We start from the raw sequence: 17,653 nt of genomic DNA, 5'->3' as shown, positions 1-17,653 counted from the left end.
AGGCCAGCGAGATCCCGGTCCGCGCCCCGCTGTCGCTGTCGACCGCGACCAGCACGAAGGCCGTCACCGAGGCCAGCCCCACCGTGACCGCCAGCCGGGCTGGGGGAGGCCCGGGGCACCGCTGTGTGGGGGAGGGGAGGGGTCAGTCGTCCTGCTGGTCCTCGGGGAGGCTGATCACCCAGCGGGTGTCCTGCCGGGGGCGCAGGTAGAACAGCCAGTAGAGGGTGGCGGCGGCGGTGATGCCGCCGGTCCACAGCAGGGGCTCGGCGTCCAGCTTGGTCATCACGTACACCAGGACGGCGATCAGCACGATCGGGACGGCGGGCCACAGCGGCATCCGCCAGGCGGCGGCGTGCTTGTGGTGGGCGCGGCGGGAGAGCAGCGCGGCGATCGCGACCAGCAGGTACATCCCGGTGACGGCGACGCCGGTGATGTTGCTCAGCAGCTCGCCCTTGACGAAGCAGAGCGCGGCGCCCGGCAGGCCGACCGCCAGGGTGGCGATCCACGGCGAGCCGAACCGGCCGAGGGTGCCGAAGGCCTTGTTGACCGGCTCCGGCCAGGCCTTGTCGCGGGCGGAGGCGAACAGCACCCGGGAGTTCTGGATGACCATGACGATGCCGGCGTTGATGATGGCCAGCGCGACGCAGAGGCTGATGAAGGTGCCGACGGCGGAGTTGCTCCAGGCGGTGACCATGCCGGAGATGTCGCCGGAGGACAGGGTCTGCAGGTCGGGGGCGCCCATGGTGATGGCGACGACCGGGACCAGGATGATGGCCGAGGAGATGCCGAGCGTCCACAGCACGGTGCGCGAGACGTTGCGGCGGGGGTTCTCCAGCTCCTCCGACAGGTAGACCGCGGTGGAGAAGCCCTGGGTGATGAACAGGGCGATGCCGAGCGCGCCGACGATGGCGCCCACGCTCACCGTGGTGGTGGCGCCGCCGTCCCCGGTGACCACGCCGTGCAGCAGGCTGGGGGCGTCGCTGTTGGTGTGGGCGAAGCCGAGCACCGAGACCACGCCGGCCGCGATGACCTCCAGCACCAGGAAGATGCCGGTGATCCAGGCGTTGGCGCGCAGGTCGAGCAGGCCGGCCAGGGTGGCGGCGAGCATCACGGCGGCGCCGGTCATGGCCTTGTCCAGGTGCAGGACGGGGGCCAGGTAGTCGGCGGTGCCGAGGGCGATGACCGAGGGGACGATCATCACCACGATCAGCGAGAGCACGAAGACCAGCCAGCCCATCAGCCGCCCGGCGAGGGTGCCGACCATCGCGTACTCGCCGCCGGCGCTCGGGATCAGGGTGCCGAGCTCGGAGTAGCAGAACGCGACCGCGACGCAGAGCACGGTGCCGATGCCGATGGCCAGCGCGGTGGCGCTGCCGATGCTGGAGAACAGCTCCGGCACGATCACGAAGAGCGTCGAGGCGGGCGTGACGCAGGACAGCGTGAGCAGGGTGCCGCCCACGACGCCGATCGAGCGCTTGAGCTGCTGGGGCGCGGCCGCCTCGGCCGCCGGGGCGGCTACGGTCTGTGGCGGACGAAGCGTGTCGGTCATGTGGCTTCCGATCGGCTCTGTGCGGTGCTGGAGTGGGAGCGGTATCGCCTCCGCTGGCTGTCTGCTCGGTGTCCGGTTCCAGTCGCTCCCTGGCCGCAATGGAACCTTGGCGTATTGATTGCGTCAACGTCGGAACTGCTTCGGAATCCGTTGCGGTGAACGGCATAGACATGCGATCCGATGATCACGTTCGGTCATTGCGAGGATTGTCTGACTTGTTACCTCGGCCACATGGCGATTGAATCGAAGGTGAACAAACGGGGATGGGCGTGATTCGAAGGTCGTCTTTCGGGTGGACGGCGACACGCCCAGGCGCCCCCGGAGCGACCGGCAACTCCCCGGCCGGGTGCGGGAACCGCAGCCCCCGCCCGGAAAGATCTACGTAACGTTTCGGCACCTGGGACGCCGAAGGGGCCGGACTCCACGAGTCCGACCCCTTCTGTCACCGTCCGTCACGACCGGAGTGGCTACGCCACCGGCAGCCAGCCCGTCTGGACCATCTGCCCGCTGGTCACGCGGCGGGACACGTAGACCCCCCGGCCCGGCGGCAGCGCCTGCGGCTTGACCGTCCCCAGCAGCGCGCCCTCGTCCCGGTTGCCGGAGAGGATCACGCCCTGGCCGCCGAGCTCGCGCATCCGCTGCAGCACCGGCTCGTACAGCGAGCGACCGGCGCCGCCCGCGCTGCGGGCCACGATCACCCGCAGGCCGATGTCGCGGGCGAACGGCAGGAACTCGGCCAGCGGGGCGAGCGGGTTGCCCGAGCTCGTCGCGACCAGCTCGTAGTCGTCGACGATCACGAACATGTCCTTGCCGCTGTACCAGCTGCGGTTGCGCAGCTGCTCGGCGGTCACGTCCGGGCCCGGCAGACGGCGCGAGCAGGCGCCGCGCAGCATGTCCACGATGGCCGCCATGGCCGGCTGCGCGGCCGCGTACTCCACCAGGTACTCCGGCGGTACGGTGCCGAGCAGCGCGCGCCGGTAGTCGCCGACCACGATGCCGGCCTGGTCCGGGGTGTAGCGCTCGGTGATCTGCTTGATCAGCATCCGCAGCACCGCCGACTTCCCGGACTCGGTGTCGCCGAAGACGATGAACAGCGGATCGGTCTCGAAGTTGACGAAGACCGGCGCCAGCTCCGCCTCGTCCACGCCGAAGGCGACGCCGCGCTCCGGGTGCTCGAAGCCCTTCGGCAGCGAGGTGCCGTCCAGCACGGCGGGAAGCATCCGCACCTGCGGGGCGCGCGGGCCGGTCCAGGCGCCGTCGACGGCGCTCACCAGCCCGGCCACGCCGTTCTGGAGGTCCTCCACCGAGGAGGAGCCGTCCAGGCGGGGCAGGCCGGACAGGAAGTGCAGCCGCTCCGCGGTGATGCCGCGCCCGGCCAGCGCCGGGACGTTCTGCGCCACCCGGCGGTCGACCTCGGACTCCATCGCGTCACCGAGCTTCAGCTCGGTCCGGTTCTGCAGCAGGTCCTTCAGCGCGGGGCGCACCTCGGCGTACCGGGCCGCGGTGATCACCAGGTGCACGCCGTAGCCGAGGCCGCGCTGGGCGATGTCGCCGATCACCGGCTCCAGGACCTCGAACTCCTGCTTGAAGGTGTTCCAGCCGTCGATCACCAGGAAGACGTCGCCGAAGGGCTCGTCCGGCAGTCGGTCGGCCGCCCGGCGGGCCCGGTAGGTCGCGATGGTGTCGATCCCGGCGGCCCGGAACAGCTCCTCGCGGCGGTTGAGCACCCCGTGCACCTCGGAGACCATCCGGCGCACCTTGTCCACGTCCAGGCGTCCGGCCACCCCGCCGACGTGCGGCAGCCCGCCCAGTGACTGGAAGCTGCCCGCACCGAAGTCGAGCAGGTAGAACTGCACCTCCAGCGGGGTGTGGGTGAGGCCGAACGAGGCCACCATGGTGCGCACCACGGTCGACTTGCCGGAGCGCGGGCCGCCCACGATCAGGCCGTGGCCGGCCGCCCCCGCGTAGTCGACCTCCAGGATGTCCGTCTTCTGCTCGCGCGGCTTGTCGACGACGCCGATCGGCACCCGCAGCCGGCCCGCCGGATAGCCGGGCGCGGTCAGCCCGCGCTCCGGCACGACCTGCAGCGGCGGCAGCAGGTGGTCCATGGTGGGCGCCTCCTCCAGCGGCGGCAGCCACACCTGGTGCGCGGCCGGGCCCTGGCCGGCCATCCGCTGGACGAACACGTCGAGCACGGTGTCCACCAGCGCGTCGTCCTGCTCCGGGGCCCGCGGCGCGACCTCCTCCTCCACCGGGTCCGGCAGGTCCACGAAGGAGGCGGTGAACTCCACCGGGCGCGCGGCGACCCGCCGCCCGCCGGTCGACCGCTGCTGCCCCGGCGCCCGGTACGGCCCCGAGACGTACGCGGCCTTGAACCGGTCCATCACGTCCTCGCCGAACTTCAGGTAGCCGACGCCCGGCACCGGCGGCAGGTGGTAGGCGTCCGGCACGCCGATCGCCGCCCGGGACTCCGCGGCCGAGAAGGTGCGCAGACCGATCCGGTACGACAGGTAGGTGTCCAGGCCGCGCAGCTTGCCCTCCTCCAGACGCTGGGAGGCCAGCAGCAGGTGCACGCCCAGCGAGCGGCCGATCCGGCCGATCTGGATGAACATCTCGATGAAGTCGGGCTTGGCGGTGAGGAGTTCGGAGAACTCGTCGATGATCAGGACCAGCGAGGGCAGCGGGTCCAGCGCGGCGCCGGCCGCCCGGGCGCGCTCGTACTCGTGGATGTTGGCGTAGTTGCCCGCCGAGCGCAGCAGCTCCTGGCGGCGGTGCAGCTCGCCCTCGATCGCGTCGCGCATGCGGTCGACCAGGGTGAGCTCGCCCTCCAGGTTGGTGATCACCGCGGAGGTGTGCGGCATGTCCGCCATGCCGGAGAAGGTCGCGCCGCCCTTGAAGTCGGCGAGCACGAAGTTGAGGATCTCCGAGGTGTGGGTCATCGCCAGCGCCAGCACCAGCGTGCGCAGCAGCTCCGACTTGCCGGAACCGGTCGCGCCCACGCACAGGCCGTGCGGGCCCATGCCCTCCAGCGCGGCCTCCTTGATGTCCAGGTAGACGTGCTCGCCGTTGGCGCCGACGCCGATCGGCACCCGCATCCGCTCGTGCTGGGCGCGCGGGCGCCAGCTGCGGGCCACGTCGAAGGAGCCCGGGTCGCCCGAGCTCATCATGTCGGTGAAGTCGAGGTTGGACAGCAGCGGCTCGTCGTCCCCGCCGGCCGAGATCCGGTACGGCGCCAACTGCCGTGCCAGCGCCTCGGACTGCCACACCGAGAGCAGGTCCGGCTTGCCGGTGTACGTCGCGCCGGAGGCCGAGCGCAGCACCAGCTCCTCGGCGCTCACCGTCACCATCAGGTGCCCGCTGGGCTCGTCGACCTCGCCCGGCACCACCTCGATGACCGTGACGCCCTGCACGCCCTCCGGGCTCGCCAGCAGCGAGTCGTGCGGCACCCCGGCGCCGTCCATGACGACCACCAGGTGCGGCTGGTCGGACGGCGGCGCCACCTCCCGCACGAAGCGCTGGCGGCCCGCCAACTCGTCCTGGAGCAGGTACTCCAGGTCGCCCAGGTCGGACGCGAACAGCCGGCGCGAGCCCGCGCCGTCCGCCTCCTTGCGGTGCTGGTTGTGCGGGAGCCACTTGGTCCACTCCCACTCCTCGGCCGCACCGGGCGCGGCCGCGACAGCCACCATCAGGTCGTCCGGCGAGTGCAGGGTGGTCAGCTGGGCGATCATCGCGCGCACGTTCCCGTAGACCGAGTCCGGGTCCCCGCACACCGTGATGTGGTAGAAGGCCCGCAGCGAGACCGCCAGCGGCAGGTCCTGGAGAGTGCCGTGGGCCTTCAGGAAGGAGTGCATCGCGGCCGCGGACAGCGGCTCCAGCTCGTCCATCGGCGCGGTCTGCGGCGCCACCAGCGGGGTGGACAGCTGCACCGGCCCGAGGCCCACCCGGATCTGTGCGAAGTCGCCGTCCCCGGTGCGCCGTTCCCACAGCCGCCGGCCGTCCTCGACGATCGACCAGAGCTGGTCCGGGGCGGGGTTCAGGTACAGCAGCGCGCCGCGTTGGCGATCAGCCGTGCGGCGCACCTGGCGGCGGGTCTGCTGGAGGTACTTCAGGTAGTCGCGGCGCTCGTCCGCCATCGCGGTCGAACCGCCCTTGCGGGCCCGGACGATCTGCGCCAGCACCATGCCGAGCGTCGAGGCGATCATCAGACCGCCCATGATCTTCATCGGGGCCGCGGCCCCCGGCGAGAAGAAGAACACCGCCGAGCCGCCCATGCCGAGCATCGGCAGGATGCTCATCAGCCAGTCCTCGCCGCCCTGCCGGGGCAGTTCGGGCGGGCTCACCAGCTCCACCGGCTCGTCCGGCACGGTGGGCGGATACGCCCTGGCCGGTCGCTTCACCGTGATCACACCCATGTGTCATCCACCCCGCGGCGTCGATCGGTCACTTCGGCATCAGCCCTCACGCGATGTGCGCACGGTCCGTACGGGAATCCGGCGGCTGAGGACGCCCCACCCAGCGCAGCCCCCGTACCTTTGCGCAGGCGCCGATCCTAACGGTCGCCCCCGCACCGCCCGTCAGGGCCCGGTACGCACCGGCAGCGGGCACGAACCGAACGGGTAGGGTAACGCCGCGCCAACTCGCGGCCCCGTCGGGCCGGTTCCACAGCAAGACCCGAGCGCCGCCGAGCCTCGGCACCGTCAACAAGGGGGAGCGCCAAGTGCGTCGAAGGATCGAGGTGGGGGCCCTCATGGGCGAGCGCAGCGAGGTGGGCGCATGAGCACCGCCGCGACGGGCTACTGCCGGGTGACGGTCGTCGCCCCGGACCGCCGGATCGACGTCGCCCTGCCCGAGGACGTCCCGCTCGCGGACGTCTACCCCGAGGTGCTGCGCCTGGCCAACCAGAGCCAGCCCGACGGCGCCCCCACCGGCTTCCACCTGGTCCGCCGCGACGGCACGGTGCTCGACAGCGGGCTGCCGCTGGCCGCCCAGCAGGTCCGCGACGGCGACCTGCTGGCGCTGCGCCCCTTCGCCGAGTCGCTCCCGCCGGCCGTCTACGACGACGTCGCCGACGCGATCGCCAGCGCCGTCGAGGCCGACCGCCGGTTCTGGACCGCCGAGCTGATGCGCGGCTTCGGCCTGATCGGCGCCGGGGTGCTGCTCACCCTGCTCGGCTTCGCGCTCTGGTTCTCCGACCTGCGCCACGACATGCACGGCCTGCCCGGCGTCCTGGCCGGCGTCACCGCCGTGGTGCTCACCGCGCTCGCCGGGGTGCGCGCCCGGGTCTACCAGGACGCCCACGCGGCCGTCGCGCTCGGCCTCGGCGCGCTGCCGCACGCCGTGATCGGCGGCAGCGGCCTCATCGCCGTTGCCCACCCGGGGGACGGCCCCGGCCGGCTCCAGTTCCTGGCCGGCTGCGTCGCCGTCCTGGTGGTCGCCGTGCTGCTGGCCGGCCTGCTGCCGGAGAAGGACGCGGTGTTCGTCGCCGCGGCCCTGGTCTCCACGGCCGGCGCGCTCGCCACCTTCGCGGCCGTCCTGTTGCCGGAGACCCCGGCCGGGCACATCGCCGCCGTCACCGGCGTCGCCGCCGTCGCGGTGGTCGGCTTCCTGCCCGGCCTCTCCGCCCGCTTCGCCCGGCTGCCGGTCGGCTTCAGCGCCCCCGGCCAGACCCGCACCCGCAGCCGCGACTACGACGAGGAGGCCGAGCGCGCCGAGGCCGTCCAGTACGAGCGGATCGCGCACCAGGCCCGGCGCGGCCACGAGGTGCTGGTCGGCCTGGTCGGCGGCTGCGCCGCGGTCGTGGTCGGCGCCTGCGCCGTCCTCGGCTTCACCGACGAGGTGTTCCCCGAGCTGCTCGCGCTCGCCCTGGGCCTGACCACCATGCTGCGCGCCCGGCTGTTCCGCTACACCGCGCAGGTGCTCAGCCTGACCGTGGCCGGCCTGCTCGGCCTGAGCCTGCTGATCATCGGGCTCTCCCTGCACACCCCGCAGTTCTTCCTGCGGGCGGCCGGCTCCACCACCCAGCTCGACCTGCGCACCATCTGGCTGACCGCCTCCATCGCCTTCGGTGCCGCGCTGCTCACCGCGATCGCCCTGGTGGTGCCGCGGCTCGGGGTCTCCCCGTTCTGGGGGCGCATCCTGGACCTGGTGGACAGCCTCACCCTGATCTCGCTGGTCCCGCTGGCGCTCGCCGTCCTGGACGTCTACCGGCTGGTCCGCGGCGCCACCGGCTGAGCCGTCTGCGGGGTGATGCCGACGCCTCCCCGGCCGGAGGGGCGTCGGCATCGGGTACTCTTGGGCTTCGAGTGCAGCCGTGTGTCCGCTCCCAGGGGCGCCGACCGCCGGCCGCGCTCACGACACCGAGTTCTCGATGAGTCCTGTGCTGTCGACCAGGACCGCTCGGTAGACCCCGAAGGAGTTGCAGTGGCTCTCGCCTCTGACGTCAAGAAGCAGATCTTCGCCGAGTTCGGCCAGAAGGAGGGCGACACCGGTTCCCCCGAGGTCCAGGTGGCCATGCTCTCCCGTCGCATCTCGGACCTGACCGAGCACCTCAAGACCCACAAGCACGACCACCACTCGCGTCGTGGCCTGCTGATCCTGGTCGGCCAGCGTCGCCGCCTGCTGCAGTACCTGGCCAAGAAGGACATCGAGCGCTTCCGTACGCTCGTCGACCGCCTGGGCATCCGCCGCGGTGCCGCCGGCGGCGCCCGCTGAGAACGCCGCTCGGGGCGGCTCCCCACACCGGGGAGCCGCCCCTCGCGCGTATGCCGCGGCGGTTGAACCGCGGCGCCCGCAGATAACAACTCGCGCGCACCTCCCCAGGTGGCCGAGGATTGCACCGTAGGGTTGTGGGCATGCCGGGTGATGGCGCACCAGCGCGCCACCCGGGCAGAAGGACCCGAACCCCCCGCGGGACGAAGGCTTCAAACGGAAGCCGCCCGCATCCGAGAGAGCGTCCAGACGCGGACCGCCCTTCCCGGCCCGGCAGCCGTGAGGCGCCGGTCCTCGGTAGTGGCCGTCGGAACCCCCGCAGACCGAGCGGGGCACTCCGGGGGCTTCGATCGAAGACCGGCCCGACTGCCGCCCTCCTTGGCGAGGGCCCGGGGCCCACCGCAGGCAATGCGCGGGGACGCTCTCCCGGAGACGTACGAAAGAGGAGATCTTCCAGGTGGAAGAGAACGTGTTCTACGCCGAGGCCGTGATCGACAACGGTTCCTTCGGCACCCGTACCATCCGCTTCGAGACCGGCCGCCTGGCCCGTCAGGCCGCCGGTTCCGCCGTGGCCTACCTGGACGACGACACCATGGTGCTGTCGGCCACCAGCGCGTCCAAGCAGCCGAAGGAGCACTTCGACTTCTTCCCGCTGACCGTGGACGTCGAGGAGCGGATGTACGCCGCGGGCCGCATCCCCGGCTCGTTCTTCCGTCGCGAGGGCCGGCCCTCCGAGGACGCGATCCTCACCTGCCGCCTGATCGACCGCCCGCTGCGCCCGTCCTTCGTCAAGGGCCTGCGCAACGAGGTCCAGGTCGTCGTCACCGTGATGGCGCTCAACCCCGACCACCTGTACGACGTGGTCGCGATCAACGCCGCCTCCGCCTCCACCCAGCTGGCGGGCCTGCCGTTCTCCGGCCCGATCGGTGGCGTGCGCGTCGCGCTGATCAACGGCCAGTGGGTCGCCTTCCCGACCCACAGCGAGCTGGAGTCGGCCGTCTTCGACATGGTCGTCGCCGGTCGCGTCCTGCCGGACGGCGACGTCGCGATCATGATGGTCGAGGCCGAGGCCACCGACAAGACCATCAAGCTGGTCGAGGGCGGCGCCGAGGCGCCGACCGAGGAGATCGTCGCCTCCGGCCTGGACGCCGCGAAGCCGTTCATCAAGGTCCTGTGCGCCGCGCAGTCGCAGCTGGCCGCCCAGGCCGCCAAGCCGACCGGCGAGTTCCCGGTCTTCCTGGACTACCAGGACGACGTCCTCGCCGCGCTGACCGCCGCCGTCAAGGACGAGCTCGCCCAGGCCCTGACCATCGCGGGCAAGCAGGAGCGCAACAACGAGCTGGACCGCGTCAAGGCGCTGGCCGCCGAGAAGCTGCTGCCCGAGTTCGAGGGCCGCGAGAAGGAGATCAGCGCCGCCTACAACGCGCTGACCAAGAAGATCGTCCGCGAGCGCGTCATCACGGACAAGGTCCGCATCGACGGCCGCGGCGTCACCGACATCCGCACCCTGGCCGCCGAGGTCGAGGCCATCCCGCGGGTGCACGGCTCGGCCCTGTTCGAGCGCGGCGAGACCCAGATCCTGGGTGTCACCACGCTGAACATGCTGCGCATGGAGCAGCAGCTGGACACGCTCTCCCCGGAGACGCGCCGCCGCTACATGCACAACTACAACTTCCCGCCGTACTCCGTCGGTGAGACCGGCCGCGTGGGCTCGCCCAAGCGCCGCGAGATCGGCCACGGCGCGCTCGCCGAGCGCGCCCTGCTGCCGGTTCTGCCGACCCGCGAGGAGTTCCCGTACGCCATCCGCCAGGTCTCCGAGGCGCTCGGCTCCAACGGCTCCACCTCGATGGGCTCGGTCTGCGCCTCGACCATGTCGCTGCTGAACGCCGGTGTGCCGCTGAAGGCCGCCGTCGCGGGCATCGCGATGGGCCTGATCTCCCAGGAGATCGACGGCGAGACCCACTACGTCACGCTGACCGACATCCTCGGCGCCGAGGACGCGTACGGCGACATGGACTTCAAGGTCGCCGGTACCCGCAACTTCATCACCGCCCTCCAGCTGGACACCAAGCTGAACGGCATCCCGGCGTCGGTGCTCGCCGCCGCGCTGAAGCAGGCCAAGGACGCCCGCCTGCACATCCTCGACGTGATGAACGAGGCCATCGACTCGCCCGACGAGATGTCCCCGAACGCGCCGCGCATCATCACCATCAAGATCCCGGTGGACAAGATCGGTGAGGTCATCGGCCCCAAGGGCAAGATGATCAACCAGATCCAGGAGGACACCGGCGCCGAGATCACGATCGAGGACGACGGCACCATCTACATCGGTGCCGCCGACGGCCCGGCCGCCGAGGCCGCCCGCACCACGATCAACCAGATCGCCAACCCGACCATGCCGGAGGTCGGCGAGCGCTACCTGGGCACCGTGGTCAAGACCACGACGTTCGGCGCGTTCGTGTCGCTGATGCCGGGCAAGGACGGCCTGCTGCACATCTCGCAGATCCGCAAGCTGGCCGGCGGCAAGCGCGTCGAGAACGTCGAGGACGTCCTCGGCGTCGGCGCCAAGGTCCAGGTCGAGATCGCCGAGATCGACCCGCGCGGCAAGCTCTCCCTGATCCCGGTCATCGAGGGCGAGGAGGGCGGCGAGGCCGCTTCCGAGTGAAGCGCCGCTAGCTGACCCCCGCGGCCCGTACGCCTCCCGGCGTGCGGGCCGCACCCCGTTGTCCACGCGTTCGTCCGTACGTGCCCATCCGCGCGTGCGTTTCCTCTGGAGGTACCCCCCGTGGCGCAGGCCCCGGCGGTAATGCAGCGTCCCGGCACGACCCGGACCCTGCTCAAGGGCGTCGACGGCGCCGGCACGGTGCGCCGCACCGTCCTCCCCGGCGGCCTTCGGGTCGTCACCGAGACCCTGCCGACGGTTCGCTCCGCGACCTTCGGCATCTGGGTCGGCGTCGGCTCGCGGGACGAGACCCCGCAGCTCAACGGCGCCACCCACTACCTGGAGCACCTGCTCTTCAAGGGCACCGAGCGGCGCAGCGCGCTGGACATCTCGGCGTCCCTGGACGCGGTCGGCGGCGAGATGAACGCCTTCACCGCGAAGGAGAACACCTGCTACTACGCCCGGGTCCTGGACACCGACCTGCCGCTGGCCATCGACGTGGTCTGCGACATGCTCACCGGCTCGCTGATCCGGCCCGAGGACGTGGAGGCCGAGCGCGGCGTCATCCTGGAAGAGATGGCGATGGCCGAGGACGACCCGGGCGACGTGGTGCACGACCTGTTCGCCAAGGTGATCTTCGGCAGCGGCCCGCTCGGCCGCCCGATCCTCGGCACCCAGGAGACGATCAGGACGCTCACCCGGGACCAGATCGCCGGCTTCTACCGCCGCCGCTACCGGCCCGAGAACCTGGTGGTCGCCGCGGCCGGCAACCTCGACCACCGCAAGGTGGTCAAGCAGGTCGAGCAGGCCTTCGCCGCGGTGCTGGAGGCCTCCACGGCCGCCCCCGCCGAGGCCCGCCGCGGCGTCAAGGCGCTGCGCACGGCCGGCAAGGTCGAGGTGCTCAACCGCTCCACCGAGCAGGCCCACCTGGTGCTGGGCGTGCCCGGGGTGCCGCGGCACGACGAGCGCCGCTGGGCGATGGGCGTGCTCAACGCGGCCCTCGGCGGCGGGATGAGCTCGCGGCTGTTCCAGGAGGTCCGCGAGAAGCGGGGCCTGGCGTACTCGGTCTACTCGTACTCCTCGTCCTACGCGGACAGCGGGCTGTTCGGCATCTACGCGGGCTGCCAGCCCAAGCGGGTCGAGGAGGTGCTGCGGATCTGCCGCGCCGAGCTGGCCAAGGTGGTCGAGGAGGGCATCACCGAGGAGGAGCTGCAGCGCGCGATCGGCCAGATCTCCGGTTCCACCGTGCTCGGCATGGAGGACAGCGGCTCGCTGATGAACCGGATCGGCAAGGCCGAGCTCAGCTACGGGCACCACCTGTCGGTGGACGACATGCTGGAGAGGATCGCGTCGGTGACCCTGGAGGACGTCCACGCGGTGGCCCGTGATGTGCTGGGCGCGTACCGGCCGTCGCTCGCCCTGATCGGTCCGGTCACCGACAAGCGGGCCGCCAAGCTCGCCGATCTGCTGGTCTGATCTGCTGATTTTCTGGGTGAGAGGAACTTTGCCATGACGCTGCGTGTCGCCGTGATCGGCGCCAAGGGACGGATCGGCTCCGAGGCGGTCAAGGCCGTGGAGGCCGCGCCCGACCTGGAGCTGGTCGCCGCCCTCGGCCGCGGGTCGAAGCTCGAGGAGCTGACCGAGGCCGGGGCCCAGGTGGCCGTCGAGCTGACCCACCCGGACTCGGTGATGGGCAATCTCGACTACTGCCTGCACCACGGCATCCACGTGGTCACCGGCACCACCGGCTGGACGGACGAGCGGCTCGCCACCGTCCGCGGCTGGCTGGCCGAGGCCCCGGAGCTCGGCCTGCTGATCGCCCCGAACTTCTCCGTCGGCGCCATCCTCGGCATGAAGTTCTCCCAGATCGCCGCCCGGTACTTCGAGTCGGTCGAGGTGGTCGAGCTGCACCACGACCGCAAGGCGGACGCCCCCAGCGGCACCGCCACCCGCACCGCCCAGCTGATCGCCGCCGCCCGGGCCGAGGCTGGCCGGCCGCCGCAGCAGGACCCGACCACCCACAGCCTGCCCGGCGCGCGCGGCGCCGACGTGGACGGGGTGCCGGTGCACGCGGTACGGCTGCGCGGCCTGCTCGCCCACCAGCAGGTGATGTTCGGCGACACCGGCGAGACGCTCACCATCCGGCACGACTCGCTGCACCACAGCAGCTTCATGCCGGGCATCCTGCTGGGCGCGCGCAAGGTCGTCGGGACGCCGGGGCTGACCTTCGGCCTCGAACACTTCCTGGACCTGTGACAGTGTCGATTCCCAGGAGGGCGTCATGACCTCGCGCACCGGCTTCTTCGTCCTGTCCGGCGTGCTGCTGCTGGTCGCCCTGGTCTGCGTGGGCGAGGGCGTCCAGCTGGTCGCCACCGGCAAGCCGCTCGGCATCGGCATGGGCGTCTGCGCCTTCGTGATCCCGGTGATCGGCGTCTGGTTCCTGCGCCAGACCGTCCGCTTCGGCCGGGACAGCGAGCGGCTGGCCCGCGAGCTGGAGGCCGAGGGCGGCCTGCCGGTGGACGAGCTCCGACGCAGCAAGGGCGGGCGGATCGACCGGGCCTCGGCCGACGCGGTGTTCGCCCGCCGCCAGGCCGAGGCACAGGACGCCCCGGGCGACTGGCGGGTCTGGTTCCGCCTCGCCGTGGCCTACGCCGACGCTGGCGACACCCCGCGCGCCCGCAAGACCATGCAGCACGCCATCAAGCTGCACAGCACCGAACCCGTAAGGAGTAACGCGTGAGCGACGAACCGACGGCCCCCAGCTTCCGCAGCGACGTGACGGTGGAGCTGGTCCGCAGCGCCGCCGCCGACTCGGACGTCATCTGGGCGGCCCGGGTCTCGACCGCGGGCGAGCAGTCCCTGGAGGCCCTCCAGCAGGACCCGGAGAAGTCCAAGGGCCTGATCAACTTCCTGATGCGCGACCGGCACGGCACGCCGTTCGAGCACAACTCGATGACCTTCTTCATCAGCGCGCCGATCTTCGTGTTCCGGGAGTTCCACCGGCACCGCAGCGGCTGGTCGTACAACGAGGAGTCCGGCCGCTACCGCGAGCTCCAGCCGGTCTTCTACGTTCCGGGCGAGGAGCGCAAGCTGGTCCAGGAGGGCCGCCCCGGCAAGTACGAGTTCCACGAGGGCACGCCCGAGCAGCACCGCACCACCACGGAGGCGATGGAGGCCGCGTACCGCGAGTCCTACACCCGCTACCAGGAGATGCTGGCCGCCGGGGTGGCCCGGGAGGTGGCCCGCGCGGTCCTGCCGGTGGGCCTGTTCTCCTCGATGTACGCGACCTGCAACTCGCGTTCGCTGATGCACTTCCTGTCGCTGCGCACCCGGCGGGAGAACTCGGCGGTGCCGTCCTTCCCGCAGCGCGAGATCGAGATGGTCGCCGAGCAGATGGAGGAGCAGTGGGCCCGACTCATGCCGCTCACCCATGCGGCCTTCGAGAAGCACGGCCGAGTCGCCCCCTGACCTGGGACGACAGGCATATGGGCAGAGTGTCTGGCATGTCTGGATTGCGGCTTTTCTAGTCGCTCCCTACATTCGTGAACACGGATTCCGGTGCTGCCCGAACCCCCGAGCGGGCAGCACCGGAATCCCACGTCCGCGCCGCCGACGCGCTGCACCTGTCCGAACACCGGACCGGCATGGGTGACCCCCAACCGCCTACGAGTAGCTTTGGACGCATGGCTCCGACCTCCACCCCCCAGACGCCGTTCGGCCGGGTGCTGACCGCGATGGTCACCCCGTTCACCGCCGACGGCGCGCTCGACCTCGACGGCGCCCAGCGCCTCGCCACGCACCTCGTGGACTCCGGCAACGACGGCCTCGTCGTCAACGGCACCACCGGTGAGTCCCCGACCACCAGCGACGCCGAGAAGGCCCAGCTGATCCGCGCCGTGGTCGAGGCGGTCGGGGACCGCGCCCACGTGGTGGCCGGCGTCGGGACCAACGACACCCACCACAGCGTCGAGCTGGCCCGGCAGGCGGAGGCGGCCGGGGCGCACGGCCTGCTGGTCGTCACGCCGTACTACAACAAGCCCCCGCAGGAGGGCCTGTACCGGCACAACGTCGCCGTCGCCGACGCGACCGGGCTGCCGGTCATGCTGTACGACATCCCGGGCCGCAGCGGGGTCGCGCTGGGCCACGAGACCCTGGTCCGCCTCGGCGAGCACCCGCGGATCGTCGCCAACAAGGACGCCAAGGGCGACCTCGGCGCCGCGGCCTGGGCGATCGCCCGCGCCGACCTCGCCTGGTACTCCGGCGACGACATCCTCAACCTGCCGCTGCTGTCCGTCGGAGCCGTCGGCGTGGTCAGCGTCGTCGGGCACGTGGTGGCCGGGGACCTCCGGGCGATGATCGAGGCCTTCCTGGCGGGCGATGTGGTCAAGGCCACCAGCATCCACCAGCGCCTGCTGCCGGTGTTCAGCGGTATGTTCCGCACCCAGGGCGTGATCCTCGGCAAGGCCGCACTGGAACTCCAGGGCCTGCCGGCCGGACCGCTGCGCCTGCCGCTGGTCGGCGCGACGCCGGAGGAGATCGAGCGATTGAAGCAGGATCTCGCCGCCGGCGGGGTACACCTTTAACAGACACGGACGTGCGCGCCCCGGCTCGCCGGACCTCCCCGGGTCCGCCGCTGGACCGGACCGAAGGCGCGAGAGCACAGACCCAGTAGGAAAACGACACTGAGTACGCACGCCATATGTCTCCGGGGGAGGACCCCGGGCATATGGCGTGCGTCGTGAGGAGAGTCTTTTGAGCCACCCGCACCCCGAGCTCGGCGCGCCCCCGGCACTGAAGGAGGGCGCCCTCCGCATCACACCGCTCGGCGGCCTCGGCGAGATCGGCCGCAACATGACGGTCCTCGAGTACGGCGACCGCATCCTGATCATCGACTGCGGCGTCCTCTTCCCCGAGGACGAGCAGCCCGGCGTGGACCTGATCCTCCCGGACTTCAGCTACATCCGGGACCGCCTCGACAAGGTCGACGGCATCGTCCTCACCCACGGGCACGAGGACCACATCGGCGCCGTCCCCTTCCTCCTGCGGGAGAACCCGGACATCCCGCTGATCGGCTCCAAGCTGACCCTGGCGCTGATCGAGGCCAAGCTCGCCGAGCACCGCATCCGGCCGTACGTGCTGGAGGTCAAGGAGGGCCAGCGCGAGCGCATCGGCCCCTTCGACTGCGAGTTCATCGCGGTCAACCACTCCATCCCGGACGCCCTGGCCGTGGCGGTCCGCACCCCCGCCGGCATGGTCGTGGCCACCGGCGACTTCAAGATGGACCAGCTGCCGCTGGACGGCCGCCTGACCGACCTGCCGACCTTCGCCAAGCTGGCGGAGGAGGGCATGGACCTGCTGCTGGTGGACTCCACCAACGCCGAGGTCCCCGGCTTCATCCCGCACGAGCGGGACATCTCGGCGGCGCTGCGGAACGTCTTCGCGAACGCGGACAAGCGCATCATCGTGGCCTCCTTCGCGAGCCACGTGCACCGCATCCAGCAGGTCCTGGACGCCGCCCACGAGTACAAGCGCAAGGTCGCCTTCGTCGGCCGCTCGATGGTCCGCAACATGGGCATCGCCCGGGACCTCGGCTACCTGAAGGTCCCCGGCAACATGGTCGTGGACGTCAAGCAGCTGGACGACCTGCCGGACAAGGAGGTCGTGCTGATCTGCACCGGTTCGCAGGGCGAGCCGATGGCCGCGCTGTCCCGGATGGCCAACCGCGACCACCAGATCCGCATCGTCGAGGGCGACACCGTCGTCCTGGCCTCCTCGCTCATCCCGGGCAACGAGAACGCCGTCTACCGGGTGATCAACGGCCTGACCCGCTGGGGCGCCAAGGTCGTGCACAAGGGCAACGCCAAGGTGCACGTCTCCGGCCACGCCTCGGCCGGCGAGCTGCTCTACTTCTTCAACATCTGCAAGCCGCGCAACCTGATGCCGGTCCACGGCGAGTGGCGCCACCTGCGCGCGGCCGCCGAGCTGGGCATCGCCACCGGTGTGCCGCGCAACCGCGTGGTCATCGCCGAGGACGGCGTCTGCGTCGACTTGGAGAAGGGCGTCGCCCGGATCGCCGGCAAGGTGCAGGCGGGCTACGTCTACGTGGACGGCTCCTCGGTCGGCGACATCAGCGAGGCCTCGCTCAAGGACCGCAGGATCCTCGGCGAGGAGGGCTTCATCTCGGTCTTCGTCGCGGTCGACTCGGCCAACGGCAAGATCGTCGGCGGTCCGACCATCCAGGCCCGCGGCTCCGGCATCGACGACAACGCGTTCGGCCCGGTCGTCGCCAAGCTCCAGGAGGCGCTGGACCGCTCGGCGAGCGACGGCGTGCTGGAGCCCCGTCAGGTGCAGCAGCTCGTCCGCCGGACCATCGGCAAGTGGGTCGCGGACAACTACCGCCGCCGGCCGATGATCCTGCCGGTCGTGGTCGAGGTCTGACGCTCGCTCAACACCGGCTGAGGCCGGTTTGACGTGGGGCGACCCGGTGCGTAATGTTCTCCAGGTTGCCCCACGGGACGGCCCCTCGGAAACGCGCTCGAATCTGAATTCGAGAACAACCGGGGAAAACGGACCGAATGACTCTGGTAGAGTTCGGGAGCGCCGAAAGGCGAAAGCGAATCGGATGAATGAAACTCCGGAAAACGGAGCGGAAAACATCTGATAAGCTGGAAACACGAAAGAACGAAGCCCGGAGGGTCCGCTGGAAGGCGGTCCGAAGGAAGCGTCCGTTCCTT

General features: G+C 71.1%; 11 protein-coding genes. 9 read left to right on the top strand and 2 right to left on the bottom strand.

Features of this window, described 5'->3' with window-relative positions:
- Positions 1–142: 142 nt before the first annotated feature.
- Both ACWD4P_RS35270 and eccCa read right to left on the bottom strand, forming a co-directional pair.
- On the bottom strand, positions 143–1,549 hold the full coding sequence (locus ACWD4P_RS35270; RefSeq protein WP_359824295.1) for an APC family permease: 1,407 nt from the start codon (positions 1,547–1,549) through the stop codon (positions 143–145).
- A gap of 467 nt (positions 1,550–2,016) precedes the next feature.
- Positions 2,017–5,961, bottom strand: coding sequence for a type VII secretion protein EccCa (eccCa, locus tag ACWD4P_RS35265; RefSeq protein ID WP_449782435.1), 3,945 nt, complete (start codon positions 5,959–5,961; stop codon positions 2,017–2,019).
- Positions 5,962–6,322: 361 nt separating this feature from the next.
- On the opposite strand from eccCa, the gene eccD reads away from it, so the two are divergent.
- The 9 genes from eccD to ACWD4P_RS35220 all read left to right on the top strand — a co-directional run bounded on the left by eccD (position 6,323) and on the right by ACWD4P_RS35220 (position 17,357).
- On the top strand, positions 6,323–7,780 hold the full coding sequence (gene eccD / locus ACWD4P_RS35260; RefSeq protein WP_449782434.1) for a type VII secretion integral membrane protein EccD: 1,458 nt from the start codon (positions 6,323–6,325) through the stop codon (positions 7,778–7,780).
- A gap of 189 nt (positions 7,781–7,969) precedes the next feature.
- Positions 7,970–8,260 (top strand): 30S ribosomal protein S15, encoded by a 291-nt coding sequence (gene rpsO / locus ACWD4P_RS35255; protein ID WP_031072625.1) that lies wholly within the window; start codon positions 7,970–7,972, stop codon positions 8,258–8,260.
- A 454-nt stretch (positions 8,261–8,714) separates the two neighbouring features.
- Positions 8,715–10,922 (top strand): polyribonucleotide nucleotidyltransferase, encoded by a 2,208-nt coding sequence (locus ACWD4P_RS35250; protein WP_359824304.1) that lies wholly within the window; start codon positions 8,715–8,717, stop codon positions 10,920–10,922.
- A gap of 141 nt (positions 10,923–11,063) precedes the next feature.
- Complete coding sequence (locus ACWD4P_RS35245; RefSeq protein WP_359824319.1) at positions 11,064–12,395, top strand: M16 family metallopeptidase; 1,332 nt, start codon at positions 11,064–11,066, stop codon at positions 12,393–12,395.
- Positions 12,396–12,428: 33 nt separating this feature from the next.
- Positions 12,429–13,175 (top strand): 4-hydroxy-tetrahydrodipicolinate reductase, encoded by a 747-nt coding sequence (gene dapB, locus ACWD4P_RS35240; RefSeq protein WP_359824307.1) that lies wholly within the window; start codon positions 12,429–12,431, stop codon positions 13,173–13,175.
- 25 nt (positions 13,176–13,200) lie between these two features.
- Entirely contained in the window at positions 13,201–13,659 is a 459-nt protein-coding gene (locus ACWD4P_RS35235) for a hypothetical protein (protein ID WP_449782433.1), read from the top strand.
- Positions 13,656–14,387, top strand: coding sequence for an FAD-dependent thymidylate synthase (thyX, locus tag ACWD4P_RS35230; RefSeq protein ID WP_359824312.1), 732 nt, complete (start codon positions 13,656–13,658; stop codon positions 14,385–14,387). Before ACWD4P_RS35235 ends, thyX begins: the two co-directional genes overlap by 4 nt.
- A 215-nt stretch (positions 14,388–14,602) precedes the next feature.
- Positions 14,603–15,502, top strand: coding sequence for a 4-hydroxy-tetrahydrodipicolinate synthase (gene dapA / locus ACWD4P_RS35225; protein ID WP_359824314.1), 900 nt, complete (start codon positions 14,603–14,605; stop codon positions 15,500–15,502).
- 169 nt (positions 15,503–15,671) lie between these two features.
- Positions 15,672–17,357, top strand: coding sequence for a ribonuclease J (locus tag ACWD4P_RS35220; RefSeq protein ID WP_359824317.1), 1,686 nt, complete (start codon positions 15,672–15,674; stop codon positions 17,355–17,357).
- The last annotated feature ends 296 nt before the right edge of the window (positions 17,358–17,653 follow it).

Source organism: Kitasatospora sp. NPDC002543 (genome assembly GCF_053594915.1).
Note: the sequence above shows the minus strand (reverse complement) of the source record. Positions and strands in the feature narration are given on the sequence as shown.